The following is an 18,095-nucleotide window of genomic DNA, read 5'->3' on the forward strand; positions in this document are numbered from 1 at the left end:
GGGAGCGGGCTTGCCCCGCGAAAGCGTCAGCTGGGCCAGCGCGGTTGGCAGGCCTGGCTCTTTCGCGGGGCAAGCCCGCTCCCACAAAGGTGGCAGTAGCCCATCAATTCTTCCGGCGAACATAACAATGACCACCCCCAGCCATTTCTCCCCCGACCACCCGGTCCCCTCCAGCCAGCGCCCGTTTGGCGGCCGTGACCTGTTCTCGCTGTGGTTCTCCCTCGGCATCGGCCTGATGGTCCTGCAGGTGGGCGCCATGCTCGCCCCCGGCCTGGGCCTGGCAGGCGCCGTTCTGGCCATCGCCCTTGGCACCGGCGTGGGCGTGCTGCTGCTGGGCGCAGCCGGCGTCATCGGCAGCGACACCGGCCTGTCGGCCATGGCCACCCTGCGCCTGAGCCTGGGCCGCCACGGCGCACGCTTGCCGGCGCTGCTCAACCTCCTGCAACTGGTGGGCTGGGGCGCGTTCGAGATCATCGTCATGCGTGATGCGGCCAGCTTGCTCGGCGCACGTACCTTCGGCGAAGACAGCCTGTGGAACAGCCCGATGCTCTGGACCCTCTGCTTCGGCGGTCTGGCCACCCTGCTAGCGGTCAGCGGGCCGTTGGCCTTCGTGCGCAAGATCTTGCGCAAATGGGGTATCTGGGTACTGATGGGGGCTTGCCTGTGGCTGACCTGGAACCTGTTCGCCAAGGCCGACCTGGTCGAGCTGTGGAAGCGCAGTGGTGACGGTTCGATGTCGCTGGCCGTGGGCTTTGACATCGTCATTGCCATGCCGCTGTCGTGGCTGCCGCTGATCGCCGACTACTCGCGTTTCGCCAGCAACGGCAAGCGTGTCTTCGGCGGGACTGTGCTGGGCTACTTCATTGGCAACACCTGGCTGATGAGCCTGGGTGTGGCCTACACCTTGGCATTCGCCCCGAGCGGCGAGGCCAATGCCCTGCTGCTGGCCCTGGCGGGTGCTGGCATGGGCCTTCCGTTGCTGTTGATTCTGCTGGATGAGTCGGAAAAAGCCTTTGCCGACATCCACTCGGCTGCGGTTTCCAGTGGCTTGCTGGTGCCTGTGAAAGTCGAACACCTGGCCTTGGCCATCGGCGTGCTGTGCACCCTGATCGCCCTGCTGGCGCCGTTGGCCCAGTACGAAAACTTCCTGCTGCTGATCGGTTCGGTGTTCGCACCGCTGTTCGGCGTGGTGCTGATGGACCACTACGTGATCCGCCGCCGCCGCGCGCCAGCACAGGTCGACGGGTTGCACTGGCAGGCGCTGCTGGCCTGGGTTGTGGGTGTCGCGGCCTACCATTTGATCGCCGCGCAAGCGCCAGCGCTGGGGGCGACCCTGCCAGCACTGATGCTGGCAGGTGGGCTGCATGCGCTACTGAGCCTCAGCCGCGGCCGGGAAACAGTTCAGGCTTGATGACGCCATTCAGGCGCGGGTAGGGGAGCTTGAGTTCCACGTGGCCCATGGAATAGGGCGCGATGGTATAGACCTCATACTTGACCACTACCGCGCCGTAGGTCAGGGCGATGTGCGGGGACTTCTGGAACGGCCAGGTCTTCACGAACTGGGCGTCCTTGTCCATGCCCACGCTGATCAGCCAGGCGCGGTGCGATTCCTCGACGGTCTTCCAGAAGGTGTCTTCCTGGCCCGGCACCAGCATGTCCTGGAGGGTCAATTCCTTGTCCAGCTTGCGCGAATAGTTGATGAAGCCACGCCCGGGCATGCCGTGGGCACCGCCGCTGTCGAGGTAGCTGGACAGCTCGATGATCACCAGTCCGTCATGCTGTTCACGTACCTTGGCCTGCAGGTAGCTGCTGTTGCGCTTGTCGGCGCTGGCCAGGTATTGCTGTTCATAGGCCTGCAAGGTGCTTGGCGCAGTGCCGCGCTGGTTGTCCTCGGTCAGCTGCAGCAGGCGTTTCTCGACGATGGCGTCGAGTTTCGGCAGGTCCGGGAAGTGGATGGTGTCGATGTTGACCAGCGGGCAGTCACTGGCGCTGCAGCCGGGTTTGACGTGCTCCCAGGCATCGCGCTTGACCTCTAGCGGGGCCCGGTAATTGGGCGTGAACAGGCTCTGGCAGGCACCCAGGGCCAAGGCCAGCACAGCCACGGAAGTCAGTTTGACAAGTGTCATGATGATCCTTGCAGAACGGAGAAAAGTCGGCCTTTGACCGTCTGCGCGGCCTTCAGTTCGCCACTAAGCTAACAGAGAGAAGACGCGCTGTCCCGACTGCACGAACGGTTGCCGGAAAGGGATGAAACCGGCAAGCGTGCAGAGTAGGATGGCGCGATGCGGTATTCGAGGTAATGAGGATTTCCATGTCAGACGCGTTGAATTCAGTGCCCAAAGGCTTCCAGATCATCGAGCGGGCCAATTGCTTCCAGGGCTTTTACAAGCTCGACAAGCTGCGCCTGCGCCATGAACTGTTCGCGGGGGGCATGGGCCGTGAAATCAGCCGTGAGCTGTTCGTGCGGCACGATGCCGTATGCGTGTTGCCCTACGATCCACAGCGCGATGAAGTGGTGCTGATCGAGCAGTTTCGGGTCGGCGCGTTGGACAAGGTTGCCAACCCTTGGCTGATCGAGATGGTCGCCGGGCTGATCGACAAGGACGAACAGCCGGAAGAGGTGGCCCACCGCGAAGCCGAAGAGGAAGCCGGCCTGACCTTCAGCGCCCTGTGGCCGATGACCCGCTATTTCCCGTCGCCGGGTGGCAGCGATGAATTCGTCCACTTGTTCCTCGGCCGCTGCAGCAGCGAAGGCGCCGGTGGCCTGCATGGCCTGGAAGAAGAAGGCGAAGATATCCGGGTACGCGTCTGGTCGTTCGAGGATGCCTTGCAGGCCGTGCGCGACGGGCGCATCTGCAACGCGGCGACCATCATCGGCCTGCAATGGCTGGCACTGAACCGTGACGAAGTTCGAGGTATGTGGAAGTGAACCTGCTGCGTGAGCGTTATCGGGTCGACCTGGCCGGGCTGCAAGCAGCCTGCGAGGCCAACTATGCCCGGCTCATGCGCCTTCTACCCGACATGCGCACCAGCCAGAGTTCGCGGCGCATCGGCATGACCCAGGGCGATCAGATGCTCGGCGTGCTGGTGCTGGACGTGGTGCTGGCCTGCCCATACACCACCACCTTGCGCGTACGTCAGGAGCACAGCCTGCCCTGGCTGCCGGTGCCGCACCTGGAGGTGCAGGTGTACCACGATGCGCGCATGGCCGAAGTGATCAGCGCCGAACATACCCGGCGCCTGCGCAGTATCTACCCGTACCCCAATGAAGCGATGCATCAGCCGGACGAGAAAGCCCAGCTCAATCTTTTCCTCGGCGAATGGCTGAGCCACTGTCTGGCGTGTGGCCATGAACTGGCAACTGTGCGCTGAAATGTGACGCCGGTCGATTTCGCCTGTTTGCTCGCCACGGCTGCAGCGCGATAATCCCAGCTGAATCCGCTGGAGGAGACGGCCGTTGCCGCACCCAGATCTTTCCCCGGCACCCGTGCATGTGGTGCAACTGACCGATGCCCATCTGTTCGCCGACCCGGCGGGCACCCTGCTGGGCCTGAACACCCGTGACAGCCTGCGCCATGTGGTCGAGCAGGTGCGGCGCGAGCAACCGCGTATCGATCTGCTGCTGTGTACAGGTGATTTGTCACAGGACGCCAGTGTCGCTTCCTATGAAGCGTTCCGTGCCTTGACCGCTGGGCTGGGTGCTCCCGCGCGCTGGTTGCCGGGCAATCATGACGAAGCGCGGGTGATGGCCGAAGTGGCGCCGGAGCTGGTGCAGGCGGTCACTGACGTGGGTGCCTGGCGGGTGCTGATGCTCAATACGGCGGTGGCAGGGGCTACCCATGGGCTGCTTGAGCAGGACCAGTTGTCACTGCTCGACGAGGCGCTGGCATCGGCAGGCGAGCGCCATTGCCTGGTGTGCTGCCACCATCAGCCGGTAGACATTGGCTGTGCGTGGATTGCGCCCATCGGCTTGCGCAATGCCAATGAGCTGTTGCAGCGTTTGGCGGGTTATCCACAGGTAAAAGGGTTGCTTTGGGGGCATATCCATCAGCCATGGGATGAAGTGCGCGATGGCGTGCGCCTGCTGGCCACACCGTCCACCTGTATCCAGTTCGCCGCCGCCAGCGAGGACTTCAAGGTGAGCGAGGAGCAGCCCGGTTATCGCTGGCTGCGCCTGCATGCCGACGGGCGGTTGGAAACCGGTGTGGAGCGGGCCACGGACTTCGAGGTCAGGCTCGACTTCGACAGCCCAGGGTACTGACGTTGGTGGGGCGGCTTCGCAGCCCAATCGCCGGCAAGCCGGCTCCCACAGAAGATCCCCTGTGGGAGCCGGCTTGCCGGCGATCAGGTCACTGAAATTGTTGCGAAAAACCAGCCGTGGCACCAAAACCCGGCGAACACGCTACACTGCGCATCCCTGCGCCCGCACCCTCGGGCGCGAAGCCTAGATTTCCGGGGGCAGCATGTCGGGTTCCATCCTCTATATCCATGGCTTCAACAGCTCTCCGCTGTCCACCAAGGCGCGTCAGCTCGAAGCGGTGATGCAGCAACTGGGGCTGTCCGGCCTACTGCGTGCACCGGCCTTGCACCATCACCCGCGCCAGGCCATCGTGCAGCTCGAAGCCGCCATCGCCGAGCTGGGCGCGCCGCTGCTGGTCGGCAGCTCGCTCGGCGGCTACTATGCCACCCATCTGGCCGAGCGCCATGGTCTGAAGGCATTGCTGGTCAACCCGGCGGTAACCCCGCACAAGCGGTTCGACGGCTACCTGGGCAGCCAGCGCAATCATTACACGGGGGAAACCTGGGAGCTGACCCACGACCACGTGCAGGCGCTGGCCGAGCTGGAAGTGCCGGCACCCGAGGACCCTAGCCGCTATCAAGTGTGGTTGCAGACCGCCGATGAAACCCTGGACTATCGCCACGCCGAACGCTATTACCGGGCCTGCGCCCTGCGTATCCAGGCCGGTGGCGACCACAGCTACCAGGGCTTCGCCGCCCAGCTGCCGGCCCTGCTGGCGTTCGCCGGGATTGCCCGGCAACAATACGCGGCGCTCGATTTTTCTGTATTTTGATTTTTTCGCATTCACCAGACTGACGACGAGAACCCATGGCCAATCCCAGCGCTAGCGCCTATAACGCAGACGCCATCGAAGTCCTCTCGGGCCTTGACCCGGTCCGCAAGCGACCGGGCATGTACACCGATACCAGCCGGCCGAACCACCTGGCCCAGGAAGTCATCGACAACAGCGTCGACGAAGCCCTGGCAGGCCACGCCCGTTCGGTCCAGGTCATCCTGCATGCCGACCATTCGCTGGAAGTCAGCGACGATGGCCGCGGCATGCCCGTGGATATTCACCCTGAAGAGGGCGTGTCGGGGGTCGAGCTGATTCTTACCAAACTGCACGCTGGCGGCAAGTTCTCCAACAAGAACTACCAGTTCTCCGGCGGCTTGCACGGTGTTGGCATCTCGGTGGTCAACGCCCTGTCGACCCAGGTGCGCGTACGCGTCAAGCGAGACGGCAACGAGTACCAGATGAGCTTCGCCAATGGCTTCAAGGCCAGCGAGCTGGAAGTGGTCGGTACGGTCGGCAAACGCAACACCGGTACCAGCGTGTACTTCAGCCCTGACCCGAAGTATTTCGACTCGCCGAAATTCTCCATCAGCCGCCTCAAGCACGTGCTCAAGGCCAAGGCCGTTCTGTGCCCAGGCCTGCTGGTGAGCTTCGAGGACAAGGCCAGCGGCGAGAAGGTCGAGTGGCATTATGAAGACGGCCTGCGTTCCTACCTGGTCGACTCGGTCAGCGAGTTCCTGCGCCTGCCCGACGAGCCGTTCTGCGGCAGCCTGGCCGGCAACAAGGAGGCCGTGGACTGGGCGCTGCTGTGGCTGCCTGAAGGCGGCGACAGTGTTCAGGAAAGCTACGTCAACCTGATTCCCACCGCCCAGGGCGGCACCCACGTCAACGGCCTGCGACAGGGTCTGCTGGATGCCATGCGCGAGTTCTGTGAATTCCGCAACCTGCTGCCGCGTGGAGTCAAGCTGGCGCCCGAGGACGTCTGGGAGCGCATCACCTTCGTGCTCTCGATGAAGATGCAGGAGCCGCAGTTCTCCGGACAGACCAAGGAACGCCTGTCGTCCCGCGAGGCCGCGGCTTTCGTTTCTGGTGTGGTCAAGGATGCCTTCAGCCTGTGGCTCAATGCCCACCCCGAGCTGGGCATGCAGCTGGCGGAGTTGGCCATCAGCAACGCCGGGCGGCGCCTCAAGGCGAGCAAGAAGGTCGAACGCAAGCGCATCACCCAGGGCCCGGCATTGCCAGGCAAGCTGGCCGACTGCGCCGGGCAGGATCCAATGCGAGCCGAGCTTTTCCTGGTCGAGGGCGATTCCGCCGGTGGTTCGGCCAAGCAGGCGCGGGACAAGGAATTCCAGGCAATCCTGCCGCTGCGCGGCAAGATCCTCAACACCTGGGAAGTCGACGGTGGCGAAGTCCTGGCCAGTCAGGAAGTGCATAACATCGCCGTGGCCATCGGGGTCGACCCCGGTGCCGCCGATCTGACGCAGCTGCGCTATGGCAAGATCTGCATCCTCGCCGACGCCGACTCCGACGGCCTGCACATCGCGACCCTGCTGTGTGCGCTGTTCGTGCAGCACTTCCGCCCGCTGGTCGAAGCCGGCCACGTCTACGTCGCCATGCCGCCGCTGTATCGCATCGACCTGGGCAAGGAAATCTACTACGCCCTCGACGAAGCCGAGCGTGACGGCATTCTCGACCGCCTGGTGGCCGAGAAGAAGCGCGGCAAGCCACAGGTCACCCGATTCAAGGGCCTGGGCGAGATGAACCCGCCGCAGCTGCGCGAAACCACCATGGACCCGAACACCCGGCGCCTGGTCCAGTTGACCCTGGACGACCTGGCGGGCACCACCGAGATCATGGACATGCTGCTGGCCAAGAAGCGCGCCGGTGATCGCAAGAACTGGCTGGAAACCAAAGGCAATCTGGCTGAGGTCCTGGTTTGATTCGTCTGTTGGTTGCAGTTCTGCTGAGCCTGATTGCCCTGCCTACTCTGGCAGGCAACTGGCCAGAACTGAAACTGGCATCCGAACACCCCATCGACGGCATGCGCGGCGGCAACCTTTCCGGGTTGGCCTTTTGCCGAGGCGCGTTGTGGGGCGTTTCAGACCGCGACGATGACCGAATTTACCAGTTCGATCAGCAGGACGCGGTGTGGCGCGCCCAGCCGCTGGCCTTCACCCCGCCGCTGGCGCCGGAGAGCGGCTTGCCCTGGGGCTTGAAAACACGCAACTGGGTCGCGTCGTACATACGCGGTGGCGAGCTGGATTACGAAGGCATCACCTGCGATCAGGCGGGCAACCTTTATGTGGTCAGCGAAGCCCATGCGGCCGTGCTGCAACTGCCGGTCCAAGGTGAGCCAGATTGGTTGAAAATCGACCCGGCGATGATTCGCCAGGCCCGGGCCAGCGGCATGCTGTTGCACTTCAACGCCTTGTTCGAAGGCCTGGCGATCAACCCAGCCGGCGACCGCCTGTGGCTGGCGGCCGAGCGCGAGCGCCGCGGCCTGGTGGCGATAGAGCGCCAGCACTCGGTGTGGACCTGCGGGCGCACATGCGTAGTGCTCAGCGAGGCCGGGGTCGAGATGCAGCCACCGCAAATGCCCAATGCCCGCGCGCTATCGCGTGATTTCGCTGACCTGGCCTGGTTCGAGGGCAAGCTGTTTACCCTCGAGCGCAATGCATACCGCCTCTGCCGGCGTGACGCCGACAGTGGCAATGTCGAACGCTGCTGGTCGTTCGCAGCCGATACCCTGAAGCCGGAACGCCTCTACGATCAGCCCTTCGGCCTCGCCGAAGCACTGGTGGTCGATGCCAAGGGCGCCTGGGTAGGTATCGACAACAACAACGGTGATCGTGCCGATGGCGAAAGCCGGCCGGTGGTCTGGCGTTTCGACGCCCCGCAGGGTGGCTGGAGCGCCCAGCCATGAGCCAGGCACCCGGCAAGCGCGCGGGCAGGGTACTGATGATCGTCGCCTGGGCGGCGGCGCTGTTCCTCGCCACGCGCTTCTTCGGGCAGTGGGAAGAGCGCGAGCGCAACCCCAATACCCAGGTACAGTCGGAGCATGGCGAAGGCTTCATCGAGGTGCGCCTGCTGAGTAACGGCCAGGGCCACTTCGTCGCCGATGGCGCGATCAATGGTCAGGTGGTGCACTTCATGCTCGACACCGGCGCCACCGACGTGGCGATCCCCGAGTCGTTGGCCCGTGGCCTGGACCTGCAGCGCGGCAGTCCGGTGACGCTCAGTACCGCCAATGGCCGCACCGAAGGCTACCGCACCCGCCTGGACAGCCTGCAGCTGGGTGATATCCGCCTGCACAACGTGCGCGCGCTGGTGGTGCCCGGGCTGGACGGGCAAACGGTGCTGCTCGGCATGAGCGCTTTGAAACAACTTGAATTTACCCAGCGCGGCGGCACCATGCTGTTGCGCCAGAACTTGAAATGACGAGGCCCGCATGAGCGACCCACTGGAACTCAGCCTCGACGGCGTCGAACGCCGTTCGCTGGCTGACTTCACCGAACAGGCCTACCTCAACTACTCCATGTACGTGATCATGGACCGGGCCCTGCCGCACATCGGCGACGGCCTGAAGCCTGTGCAACGACGCATCGTCTATGCCATGAGCGAGTTGGGGCTCGATGCCGACGCCAAGCACAAGAAGTCGGCGCGTACCGTCGGCGACGTGCTCGGCAAGTTCCACCCCCACGGCGATTCGGCCTGCTACGAGGCCATGGTGCTGATGGCGCAGCCGTTCAGCTACCGCTACACGCTGGTCGATGGCCAGGGTAACTGGGGTGCGCCGGACGATCCGAAGTCGTTCGCCGCCATGCGTTATACCGAGGCGCGCTTGTCGCGTTACTCCGAGGTGCTGCTCAGCGAACTGGGCCAGGGCACTGCGGACTGGGTGCCGAACTTCGACGGCACGCTGGAGGAACCGGCAGTGCTGCCGGCGCGCCTGCCGAACATCCTGCTCAATGGCACCACCGGCATCGCCGTGGGCATGGCCACCGACGTACCGCCGCACAACCTGCGCGAAGTGGCCAGCGCCTGCGTGCGCCTGCTCGACGAGCCCAAGGCCACCATCGAGCAGTTGTGCGAGCACATCCAGGGCCCCGACTACCCGACCGAAGCCGAAATCATCACGCCCCGTGCCGAGATCCTGAAGATCTACGAAAGTGGCCGTGGTTCGATTCGCATGCGCGCCGTGTACCGGGTCGAGGACGGTGACATCGTCGTCACCGCACTGCCGCATCAGGTTTCCGGGGCCAAGGTACTGGAGCAGATCGCCGCGCAGATGCAGGCCAAGAAGCTGCCGATGGTCGCCGACCTGCGTGACGAATCGGACCACGAGAACCCGTGCCGTATCGTCATTATCCCGCGCTCCAACCGGGTGGATGCCGCCGAGCTGATGCAGCACCTGTTCGCCACCACTGACCTGGAAAGCAGCTACCGGGTCAACGTCAACATCATCGGCCTCGACGGCCGACCGCAGTTGAAGAACCTGCGCGTCTTGCTGCTGGAGTGGCTGGAGTACCGTATCGGTACCGTTCGTCGCCGTCTGCAGCACCGCCTGGACAAGGTCGAGAGGCGCCTGCACCTGTTGGAAGGCTTGCTCACCGCGTTCCTCAACCTGGATGAAGTGATTCATATCATCCGCACCGAGGAACACCCCAAGCAGGCACTGATTGCCCGATTCGAGCTGTCCGAGATCCAGGCCGAGTACATCCTCGAGACTCGCCTGCGTCAGCTGGCGCGCCTGGAAGAGATGAAGATCCGTGGCGAGCAGGACGAACTGCTGAAGGAACAGGCCAAGCTTCAAACGCTGCTCGGCAGCGATGCCAAGCTGCGCAAGCTGGTGCGCAGCGAACTGATCAAGGACGCCGAGACCTATGGCGACGACCGCCGCTCGCCCATCGTCGAGCGCGCCGAAGCCAAGGCCCTGTCCGAAAACGAATTGATGCCAACCGAGCCGGTCACCGTGGTGCTGTCGGAGAAGGGCTGGGTGCGTTGCGCCAAGGGCCATGATATCGATGCCACCGGGCTTTCCTACAAGGCCGGCGACGGCTTCAAGGCTGCGGCCGCCGGCCGCTCCAATCAGTTTGCCGTGCTCATCGACTCCACGGGGCGCAGTTATTCGGTGGCAGCGCATACCTTGCCTTCGGCACGTGGCCAGGGCGAGCCGCTGACCGGCCGCCTGACGCCGCCACCGGGCGCCACTTTCGAATGCGTGCTGTTGCCGGAGGACGATGCCCTGTACGTGGTGGCCTCCGACGCCGGCTACGGCTTCGTGGTGAAGGGAGAAGACCTGCAGGCCAAGAACAAGGCCGGCAAAGGCCTGCTCAGCCTGCCCAACGGTGCCAAGGTGATCAGCCCGCGCCTGGTGGCCAACCGCGAACAGGACTGGCTGGCGGCAGTGACTACCGAAGGCCGCTTGCTGGTGTTCAAAGTGGCCGATTTGCCGCAGCTGGGCAAAGGCAAGGGCAACAAGATCATCGGTGTGCCTGGCGATCGGGTGGCCAGTCGGGAAGAATACGTCACCGACCTGGCGGTGATTGCCGAGGGCGCGACGCTTGTGTTGCAGGCGGGCAAACGTACACTGTCCCTGAAACCGGACGACCTTGAGCATTACAAGGGCGAGCGGGGGCGGCGCGGTAGCAAGCTGCCACGCGGGTTCCAGCGGGTTGATGGGTTGCAGGTGGAGGGGCCCGCCTGACCCGATGAATGGTCTGGGACGGCATTTTCAGCGCCGTTCCAGGCGGAAATGCTGGAGTCGGACCAACATTTCGCGGATGATAGTGCCCCTGCGGTGCCGGCGTGGCCGTGTGCCCAAATGAATGAATATCAGTATCACTGCGGTTTGCTTGGTGGCGACCGCCTGGATGGGATGAATGAAATTTCTGCGCCTTCCATTTGCGCTGTTGTTGACGGGCTTGCTGGGCCTGAGCGGATGCAGCATGCATCAGCCGGTTGCCCTGTATCAGCTCGACAGCGGTGATCCTGGCCAGCCCTCGCAAAGTGCGGGCATGGCCGTGGTGCTCGGCCCGGTGTCGATCGCCGATTACCTGCAGCGCGAAACCTTCTTGCAGCGCCAGGCCGATGGCAGCCTGAGTTCGGCGACCGACGGTCGCTGGGCCGGTAGCCTGTCGGCGGACATCGATCAACTGCTGGTACGACAGCTGGCTTGGCGTCTGGACAGCCAGCGCGTGGTGCTGGCCCCCGCCAGCACTGGCTTCTCGCCAGACGTGCAGGTGCTGCTGTCGATTACGCGCCTGGACTCGGGCAAGAACCAGCCGGCTGTTCTCGACGCCCAATGGCGTCTGCTGGACCGTCGTGGCCATGTGCGTGACAACCGCATCGTTCACCTCGAGCAGCAGCATGAGGGCACCGAGTCGTCCCAGGTGCAGGCTCAGGGGCAATTGCTGCAGAAGCTGGCCGAACAGTTGAGCACAGCAGTCAAGCCACTGGCCAACCAGCCGGCGATCGCCGAGGACACGCCGAAGAAGGCTGCGGCCCCGGTGCAGGTCAAGAAAGAGCCAGAGAAGTCGAAGATCCCGATGGCTTCGCCGATTCGTACCGATATGGAAGTCTATCGGTTCTGATGGTTTTGCCAGATACAAGAAAGCCCGCACATGTGCGGGCTTTTTTTGTCTCTGGCACACCGCTATCTCTTGTAGGCGCGGCCTTGTGTCGCGAAAGGGCCGCAACGCGGCCCCAGCAACCTATGCAGCACCGCGAATAACCTGGGGCCGCTGCGCGCCCCTTTCGCGACACGAGGCCGCTCCTACAAGAAGCGGCGCTTGATCTTACGCCCTGCGCTCGTGCATCCGCGCCAACTGCCGCTCCAGCATCGACGGGTAAGGTTCCATCAACCGTTCCACGCAGCAGGCACCCTCCGGGCTGGCAATGGGCCGAATCCGAGCGCGCTGGCGAACCAGTGCGTCGTCGCTGATCGGCCGCTCAACCAACAGCAGGTTGCGGCTGTGCTGGGACAGCGCCAAGGCGTCCTGGGCCTTTTCGGTCGTCAGCAGGTCCGCCTGCTCGAGCCCCTGCAGGTCATCGCCCTGGGTCAGGCCCAGCTGCAGTTGCAGGGTAATGCCGCTGTCGGCCACCTCGATTTGCAGGGCGTGGCCCAAAGCGCGCAGCAGCTCGCCGCAGCAAATGGCGTTGGTCAGGTAGTCCTCGCCACTGTCACGGCTGTGGAACAGCACCAGGGTGCTGCCGTCATTGAACGTGAAGGTTTCGCCGTCATACAGCGAAGCCGCCTGTTCCAGGCAGTCGCGGTAGCGCTCCAGCAGTTCGGTCAGGCGTGTGCGCGGCAGGCGGCGCAGTTGCTCCTGGGAGCCCAGTTGAACGGCCAGTACCGCCGTGTTCTGTGGTTCGTTGGATTTGACCACGGCCGCCACAGGGTGCGCGCTTTCTTCATCCATCAGCCCGGCGAAGGCCTCATCGTCGTCCTCTTCGACCTGGGACGTGATCTTGGCGCGTGGCGCGGCTTTCGGCGCGGGCGCGGCCTCGTGCACGTCGTCGAACTGGTCCTCTTCCTCTGCTTCGTCTTCTTCTGGCTCCGGCTCCGGCGGGGGTGGCGGGGCCAGCCGGGCGTGCAACTGGCGGGCGATATCGCCGATCTCATCCTGACGATCGGTCGCCGGGGTGTAGGGGTGCGGGTCGCGCAGCCATACCCGCAGTTGCAGCAGGGGCAGGGTGATATGGCGGCCTTGGCGCAGGCTCAGGCTCAGCGCCAGGGCCAGCAGGATCGCGGCCAGGATACCCATGCTCTGCAGGCTGATCAGCATCGGCTGCTGGAACTGGCTCATGTCCAGGCTGATGCGCAGCTGCCCGGCGGTGACGTCCTGGAAGGTGATCTTGGTCTGGTACAGGCCTTGCGCCTCACCCAGCAGGCTGTTGCGCGGGCGCTGACCGGCTTCGGCGAGGATGCGGTTGTCCACGCTGTAGATCGCCGCGTGGGCCACCAATGGGTTCTTCACCAGGTTGCCCAGCAACACATTGAGACTGAGGATGTCGTTGGACACCAGCAGCTCGGTCGCCGAGGTGGCGGTCTGGGTGGTCAGGCTCTGGCCAAGGGCGTCCGCCTGTTCGTGCATGGCCTGCTTGAACTGCAGGCCCATCACACAGGCATAGATCACCAGCGCCAGCGCCACCAGGAATATGTTGGTGCTGGCGATGCGCAGTGCCAGGGGAACGCGACGTTGGCGTAGGGCACGGAAGATCATGAGGAAGAAGTTGTCTGGTTTGACGGGCGTGGGCCGGTTCACAGAGCGCGGCTCTTAGTGGCGGAAAAGTGTTGCGCAGTATAGCGACCCGTGTTTTGTCGGCAAAGTATCGTTGGCGCCCGATGGTCATGGAAAATCGGTAGAATGCGCATTTTTCATCGAAGTCGGAGCCAGGTTGTGCGCGAAATCGTCCTGATCAACATCACCGGTGAGGACCGTCCCGGTCTCACCGCCGCTATCACCGGCGTCCTGCTCCAGGGCGGTGTGAACATCCTCGACATCGGCCTGGCGGTCATGCACGGCACCTTGTCGTTCGGCATTCTGGTCGACATCCCGGACAATGAAGTGGCCACAGGCCTGCTGCAGAGTGTGCAGTCCAAGGCCCACGAGCTGAACCTGCAGGCCCGTTACACGCCGATTTCCGAGGCGGATTACCAGCACTGGGCCGACGGCCACGGCGAAGCACGTCATATCGTCACCTTGCTCAGCCGCAAGATCACCCCCGAGCAGCTGCAGCGGGTTAGCGCGATCATCAGCCAGTACGGCCTGACCATCGAGCGTATCGAGCGCCTGTCCGCCCGGGTGGCCCTGGATACCCAGAGCGAAAACGGCAAGGCAGCCGTTGAAATCTCCGTGCGCGGCGTGCCGAGCGATGCCCAGGCGCTGCGCGCCGACTTCTTTGCCTTGTCCGAAGCGCTGAGCATCGACATTGCCTTCCAGAAGGACGACCTGTTCCGCCGCAACCGCCGCCTGGCGGTGTTCGACATGGACTCGACGCTGATCGAGGCGGAGGTCATCGACGAGCTGGCCAAGGCCGCGGGTGTCGGCGAGCAGGTCGCGGCCATCACCGAGCGGGCGATGCGCGGCGAGCTGGACTTCCGCGCCAGCTTCAAGGAGCGCATGGCGTTGCTCAAGGGGCTGGATGTCAGCGTGCTGGACCAGATTGGCGCCTCCCTGCGCCTGACCGAAGGCGCCGAAAACCTGTTCGCCGAGCTCAAGCGCCTGGGTTACAAGACGGCGATTCTCTCCGGTGGCTTCACCTACTTTGCCAAGCAGGTGCAGGCGCGCCTGGGCATCGACTATGTGTTTGCCAACGAGCTGGAAGTGGTCGATGGCAAGGTGACCGGCGTTGCCGTGGAGCCGATCGTCGATGCCCAGCGCAAGGCCGAGTTGCTGCAGCAGCTGGCCAGCGAGGAGGGCTTGCAGCTGGAGCAGACGATTGCCGTGGGGGATGGTGCCAACGACCTGCCGATGCTGTCGCTGGCTGGCCTGGGTGTCGCCTTCCGCGCCAAGCCGCTGGTGCGTCAGTCGGCCAAGCAGGCGATTTCGACGCTGGGTTTGGATGGGGTGCTGTATCTGCTGGGGTTGCGTGACCGCGACGCCCGCGTTTGATCTGAAAGCTTGGGGCCGCTTTTGCGGCCCTTTCGCGACACAAGGCCGCTCCTACAGGAATCACGCGACTTCTTGTAGGAGCGGCCTTGTGTCGCGAAAGGGCTGCAAAGCAGCCCCAAAATCCTAAAGGCGATCAAGCCTGCGCCGGCACCGCCAGCAACTCACCCATGCGCACCGCCGAACCGGCACCCAGGGTTTCTGCCCACTTCACCTGCTCCGGCCCGAACAGCACGATGGCCGTGGAGCCCAATTTGAAGCGACCCAGCTCCGCACCTTTTTCCAGGTGGATCGGTGCACGGCTGCCTTCGTCATAACGGAAGGTCTTCAGTTCACGCTTCGGCGGCGTGACCAGCCCTGCCCAGACCGTCTCGATCGAGGCGACGATCATCGCACCGACCAGTACCACGGCCATTGGCCCGCGCTCGGTGTCGAACAGGCACACCACTCGCTCGTTGCGGGCAAACAACTCAGGCACGTTCTCCGCTGTGGTCTGGTTTACCGAGAACAGCCGGCCCGGCACGTAGACCATCTCGCGCAGGGTACCGGCCAGCGGCATGTGCACGCGGTGGTAGTCTTTCGGCGACAAATAGATGGTGGCGAACTCACCGCCCATGAAAGGCGCGGCCAGAGCCGGGTCGCCACCCAGCAGCTCAAGGGCGCTGAAGCCATGACCCTTGGCCTGGAAGATGCGGCCATGCTCGATCGGGCCAAGCTGGCTCACGGCACCGTCGGCCGGGCAGAGGATTGCCCCTGGGGTTTCGTCCAGCGGGCGTGCGCCCGGCTTGAGCGCACGGGTGAAGAAGGCGTTGAAGTGCTCGTAGGCGCTCAGGTCTTCGACCAGTGCCTCGCTCATGTTCACCTGGTAGCGCTTGGCGAACCAGGCGGTGAAGGCGTTCTTGAACCAGCGAGCGCGGCACTCGGCGACGCAGCCGGCCAACCGTGACAGCAGGTGGTGCGGCAGCAGGTACTGGCTAATGATGAACAAACGGGATTTCATGCAGGTTCCTTAAACTTCTACAGGCGTGTCCGGGTGGTTGCCCCATTCGCCCCACGAACCGGCGTAGGCCTTGATGCGGGGGTAGCCCAGGGATTTGGCCACCAGGTAGGTAAAACCGGAGCGGCGGTGTGACTGGCAGTGGGTGATCACTTCCTTGTCGGGCGTGATGCCAAGCTGATTCAGGACTTCAGCGATGTCCTTGCGGATGCGCAGGTGGTCGTTGAGGTCCATGCCAGCGGTCCATTCAAAGTTGATGGCACCGGGGATATGTCCGCCCTTGGCCGCCAGGACCTTCTCGCCGCTGAACTCCTGGGGAGCACGGGCATCCCAGATGGCCAGGTCGTTGGCGCCGAGGCGGCTTTGCAAGTATTCGCGGGTGGCGGTCGGCTCGCCATGCAGCTGCAAGTGTACTGGCGTGTTGGCCGGCGCCGGTACTTCGGTCGCGAGCTTGTCTGCCGGCCAGGCCTGGATGCCACCGTTGAGGTAGTGATAGGCCTGGTGCCCAATCACATCGAGCATCCAGATGAAACGCCCGGCCCAGCCGCCGCCTTCATCGTCGTAGACCACGTAGACGGCATCATCACGATGGCCAAGCTCGCTGAACAGTTTCTCCAGGTCGCCGATGGCTGGCAGCAGGCCGGGCGCCGGAGGCAGGCCCAGCTGAGTGCGCTTGCCCTCGACGAAACGCGCGCCAGGGATGTGCCCGCTGACATAGCGGTTGGCGCTGCTCAGGTCGACCAGGATCAGCTGTGGTGAATCCAGGCGCGGCAACAGGTCATCGGCCTCGATTACCAGGGGCAATCCGGAAAAGTCTGTCATCCACGGTCTCCAGTGTGGAAAGAGGGAGCGATTGTAGCGCAAGGGTCAGCCATTGCGGTTGGCAAACACCGCCAGGGCGCGTTCGATGCATTGAGCAGTTTTGCCGAAGGCCTGCACGCTGACGTCGGCCAGCGGCTTGCCGCCTTGGTCGGCCACCGCCAGCATCAGCACCTGTTCATTGACCGCCAGCGAACGTAGCAGTACGTGTTCGCTGCGAAAGAGTGCACGCAGCGCGGAGGGCAGCAGCGCGGAGAACTGGCTGTGGTTTTCCGGCGTAAGGCGTAGTTGCCCGGCTTTGCTGACCAGCTTCTGCAGCAGCTTGTTCTGTGCAATGGGCAGGGCAATGGCCGCAGCCTCTTTGGGCAGGCCGGCCGTTTGCTGCACACGCAGCAGGTCGTTGGCCTTGTCCAGGCTGAGCAGCAGCACGCGCTGCATGCCGCATTCCTGCAGGGCCTGGCGCGCCTGGGTGGCCAGGTGCACGACATTGGTGAACGGGCTGGGCTGTGCCAGCAGATCCTGGCACAGCGTACGCCAGCGACTGAGTTGCTCGCTCGAAGGCGGCGGTGGCGCCAGCATGTCGGGGTGCGGGCGGCGCTGGTGCCAAGGCCAGATCAGCGCTTCGGCCGGGTGGAACAGGGCGTGCCTGGCGTGGCGTCGGGCACTGGCGGCAGCCTGCTGGTGGACCTGTTGTTGCACGTCTTCCAGCGACGTTTGCAGGTACAGCGCGGTCAGCAACTGCCAGCGCAGCAGATGCGGGTTGTCCCAGCCAACCTGGGCTGCCAGCGCCAGGTTGTTGGCCAGCAGCACGGTATTGGCGGGCTGGTTGAACCAGCGGCGCAGACCAGGCGCATCGTCGAGGCGGTGCTGCTGGCTGAGCAGGTCTTCGTCGCGGGCGATGCTCAGTACCTGGGCCAGTTGCTCACGCTCTTCCAGCAGCAAGCGGTAGCCTTGGGTCACCCATTGCGGCAGGCGCCATTGCTCGGCCACGGCTTGGCACAGGGCCATGATGCGCACGCCGAAGAGCTCTTGCTCAACCTCAGCGGCCTCTTCGCCCTTGTGGATAACCCGCAGTTCCCAGGTGTCCAGCAGCTTGGGGTAGGTCAGCGCCATGGGCCACAGCGGCGAAAGGAACAGCAGGCTGCCCCAATGGATTTCCTGCCACAGCCGTGCCAGACGGCTGGCGAACAAGCCGCTGGCCTGTTGCGCGGCATGCTGGCTGATCAGCAGGAACTGGCGCAGTACGGGGGGGATGTCGGCGTCCGGCAGTGCCGGTAGGCGATTGAGCAATTCCTTGCTGCGCGCAAGGCCCAGGCGATTGAGCGCAATTTCCAGGCTTTCGGCAGGCTCTGCCTGGCTGGCGTTGGCCGGGTGGTTGGCTTCACGCATCACTGACAGCACCAGGGCCGGGCTGTCCTGCATCAGTTCGGCGATGTCGCGCAAGGAGCGGCGGTTATCGTTGATGGCGCTCATGACCCGGTCGTAACTCTGCTTCGGCACCGGTACACGAACACCGTCGAGCAGCTTTATCCAGGCTTCTAGCGTACGCGGATTCTGAGTGGGCACCTTGGATTCCATTGGCATTTTGACATC

The 18,095-nt window shown here is 64.1% G+C and carries 16 protein-coding genes; 11 read left to right on the forward strand and 5 right to left on the reverse strand.

Features of this window, described 5'->3' with window-relative positions; translation table 11 throughout:
- Positions 1-127: 127 nt before the first annotated feature.
- Complete coding sequence (gene cytX / locus ACIPZG_RS16885; RefSeq protein WP_400715542.1) at positions 128-1,411, forward strand: putative hydroxymethylpyrimidine transporter CytX; 1,284 nt, start codon at positions 128-130, stop codon at positions 1,409-1,411.
- Here the strand turns inward: cytX and ACIPZG_RS16890 are convergent.
- Entirely contained in the window at positions 1,380-2,126 is a 747-nt protein-coding gene (locus ACIPZG_RS16890) for an RsiV family protein (RefSeq protein WP_008095044.1), read from the reverse strand. The genes cytX and ACIPZG_RS16890 overlap by 32 nt on opposite strands.
- Positions 2,127-2,311: 185 nt before the next feature.
- Between ACIPZG_RS16890 and ACIPZG_RS16895 the strand changes: the two genes are divergently transcribed.
- The 9 genes from ACIPZG_RS16895 (at position 2,312) to ACIPZG_RS16935 (ending at position 11,665) form a co-directional block, all read left to right on the forward strand.
- Positions 2,312-2,929 carry an NUDIX domain-containing protein gene (locus tag ACIPZG_RS16895; protein WP_400715544.1) on the forward strand — a complete coding sequence of 206 codons (618 nt, stop codon included), beginning with the start codon at positions 2,312-2,314 and terminating at the stop codon, positions 2,927-2,929.
- On the forward strand, positions 2,920-3,372 hold the full coding sequence (locus tag ACIPZG_RS16900; protein ID WP_400715546.1) for a DUF1249 domain-containing protein: 453 nt from the start codon (positions 2,920-2,922) through the stop codon (positions 3,370-3,372). The genes ACIPZG_RS16895 and ACIPZG_RS16900 overlap by 10 nt, the downstream gene beginning before the upstream one ends.
- Before the next feature lie 85 nt (positions 3,373-3,457).
- Positions 3,458-4,261 carry a 3',5'-cyclic-AMP phosphodiesterase gene (gene cpdA / locus ACIPZG_RS16905; protein ID WP_400715547.1) on the forward strand — a complete coding sequence of 268 codons (804 nt, stop codon included), beginning with the start codon at positions 3,458-3,460 and terminating at the stop codon, positions 4,259-4,261.
- A 202-nt stretch (positions 4,262-4,463) separates the two neighbouring features.
- On the forward strand, positions 4,464-5,072 hold the full coding sequence (locus ACIPZG_RS16910) for a YqiA/YcfP family alpha/beta fold hydrolase (RefSeq protein WP_400715549.1): 609 nt from the start codon (positions 4,464-4,466) through the stop codon (positions 5,070-5,072).
- A gap of 35 nt (positions 5,073-5,107) precedes the next feature.
- Positions 5,108-7,012 (forward strand): DNA topoisomerase IV subunit B, encoded by a 1,905-nt coding sequence (parE, locus tag ACIPZG_RS16915; RefSeq protein WP_400715551.1) that lies wholly within the window; start codon positions 5,108-5,110, stop codon positions 7,010-7,012.
- Complete coding sequence (locus ACIPZG_RS16920; protein ID WP_400715553.1) at positions 7,009-7,995, forward strand: esterase-like activity of phytase family protein; 987 nt, start codon at positions 7,009-7,011, stop codon at positions 7,993-7,995. The genes parE and ACIPZG_RS16920 overlap by 4 nt, the downstream gene beginning before the upstream one ends.
- Positions 7,992-8,510: a TIGR02281 family clan AA aspartic protease gene (locus tag ACIPZG_RS16925; protein WP_008095033.1), complete on the forward strand. Its 519-nt coding sequence runs from the start codon at positions 7,992-7,994 to the stop codon at positions 8,508-8,510. The genes ACIPZG_RS16920 and ACIPZG_RS16925 overlap by 4 nt, the downstream gene beginning before the upstream one ends.
- A 10-nt stretch (positions 8,511-8,520) precedes the next feature.
- Positions 8,521-10,779 carry a DNA topoisomerase IV subunit A gene (parC, locus tag ACIPZG_RS16930; protein WP_008095032.1) on the forward strand — a complete coding sequence of 753 codons (2,259 nt, stop codon included), beginning with the start codon at positions 8,521-8,523 and terminating at the stop codon, positions 10,777-10,779.
- A gap of 175 nt (positions 10,780-10,954) precedes the next feature.
- Positions 10,955-11,665 carry a membrane integrity-associated transporter subunit PqiC gene (locus ACIPZG_RS16935; RefSeq protein WP_400715555.1) on the forward strand — a complete coding sequence of 237 codons (711 nt, stop codon included), beginning with the start codon at positions 10,955-10,957 and terminating at the stop codon, positions 11,663-11,665.
- Positions 11,666-11,869: 204 nt separating this feature from the next.
- On the opposite strand, the gene ACIPZG_RS16940 is transcribed toward ACIPZG_RS16935, so the two are convergent.
- Positions 11,870-13,339, reverse strand: a complete 1,470-nt coding sequence (locus ACIPZG_RS16940; protein WP_400715557.1) for a histidine kinase — start codon at positions 13,337-13,339, stop codon at positions 11,870-11,872.
- 135 nt (positions 13,340-13,474) lie between these two features.
- On the opposite strand from ACIPZG_RS16940, the gene serB reads away from it, so the two are divergent.
- Complete coding sequence (serB, locus tag ACIPZG_RS16945) at positions 13,475-14,689, forward strand: phosphoserine phosphatase SerB (RefSeq protein WP_008095384.1); 1,215 nt, start codon at positions 13,475-13,477, stop codon at positions 14,687-14,689.
- A gap of 133 nt (positions 14,690-14,822) precedes the next feature.
- Here serB and asd read toward each other — a convergent pair whose 3' ends face one another.
- Genes asd through ACIPZG_RS16960 form a run of 3 tightly spaced genes read right to left on the reverse strand, consistent with a single transcriptional unit; the run spans position 14,823 to position 18,086 of the window.
- Positions 14,823-15,686, reverse strand: coding sequence for an archaetidylserine decarboxylase (asd, locus tag ACIPZG_RS16950; protein WP_008095386.1), 864 nt, complete (start codon positions 15,684-15,686; stop codon positions 14,823-14,825).
- 9 nt (positions 15,687-15,695) lie between these two features.
- Positions 15,696-16,505: a rhodanese-like domain-containing protein gene (locus tag ACIPZG_RS16955; RefSeq protein ID WP_400715559.1), complete on the reverse strand. Its 810-nt coding sequence runs from the start codon at positions 16,503-16,505 to the stop codon at positions 15,696-15,698.
- Between the two features lie 45 nt (positions 16,506-16,550).
- Entirely contained in the window at positions 16,551-18,086 is a 1,536-nt protein-coding gene (locus ACIPZG_RS16960; RefSeq protein WP_400715561.1) for an HDOD domain-containing protein, read from the reverse strand.
- Positions 18,087-18,095 lie beyond the last annotated feature (9 nt).

This window comes from Pseudomonas sp. NPDC089395, assembly GCF_044749525.1.
Taxonomy (GTDB): Bacteria; Pseudomonadota; Gammaproteobacteria; order Pseudomonadales; family Pseudomonadaceae; genus Aquipseudomonas.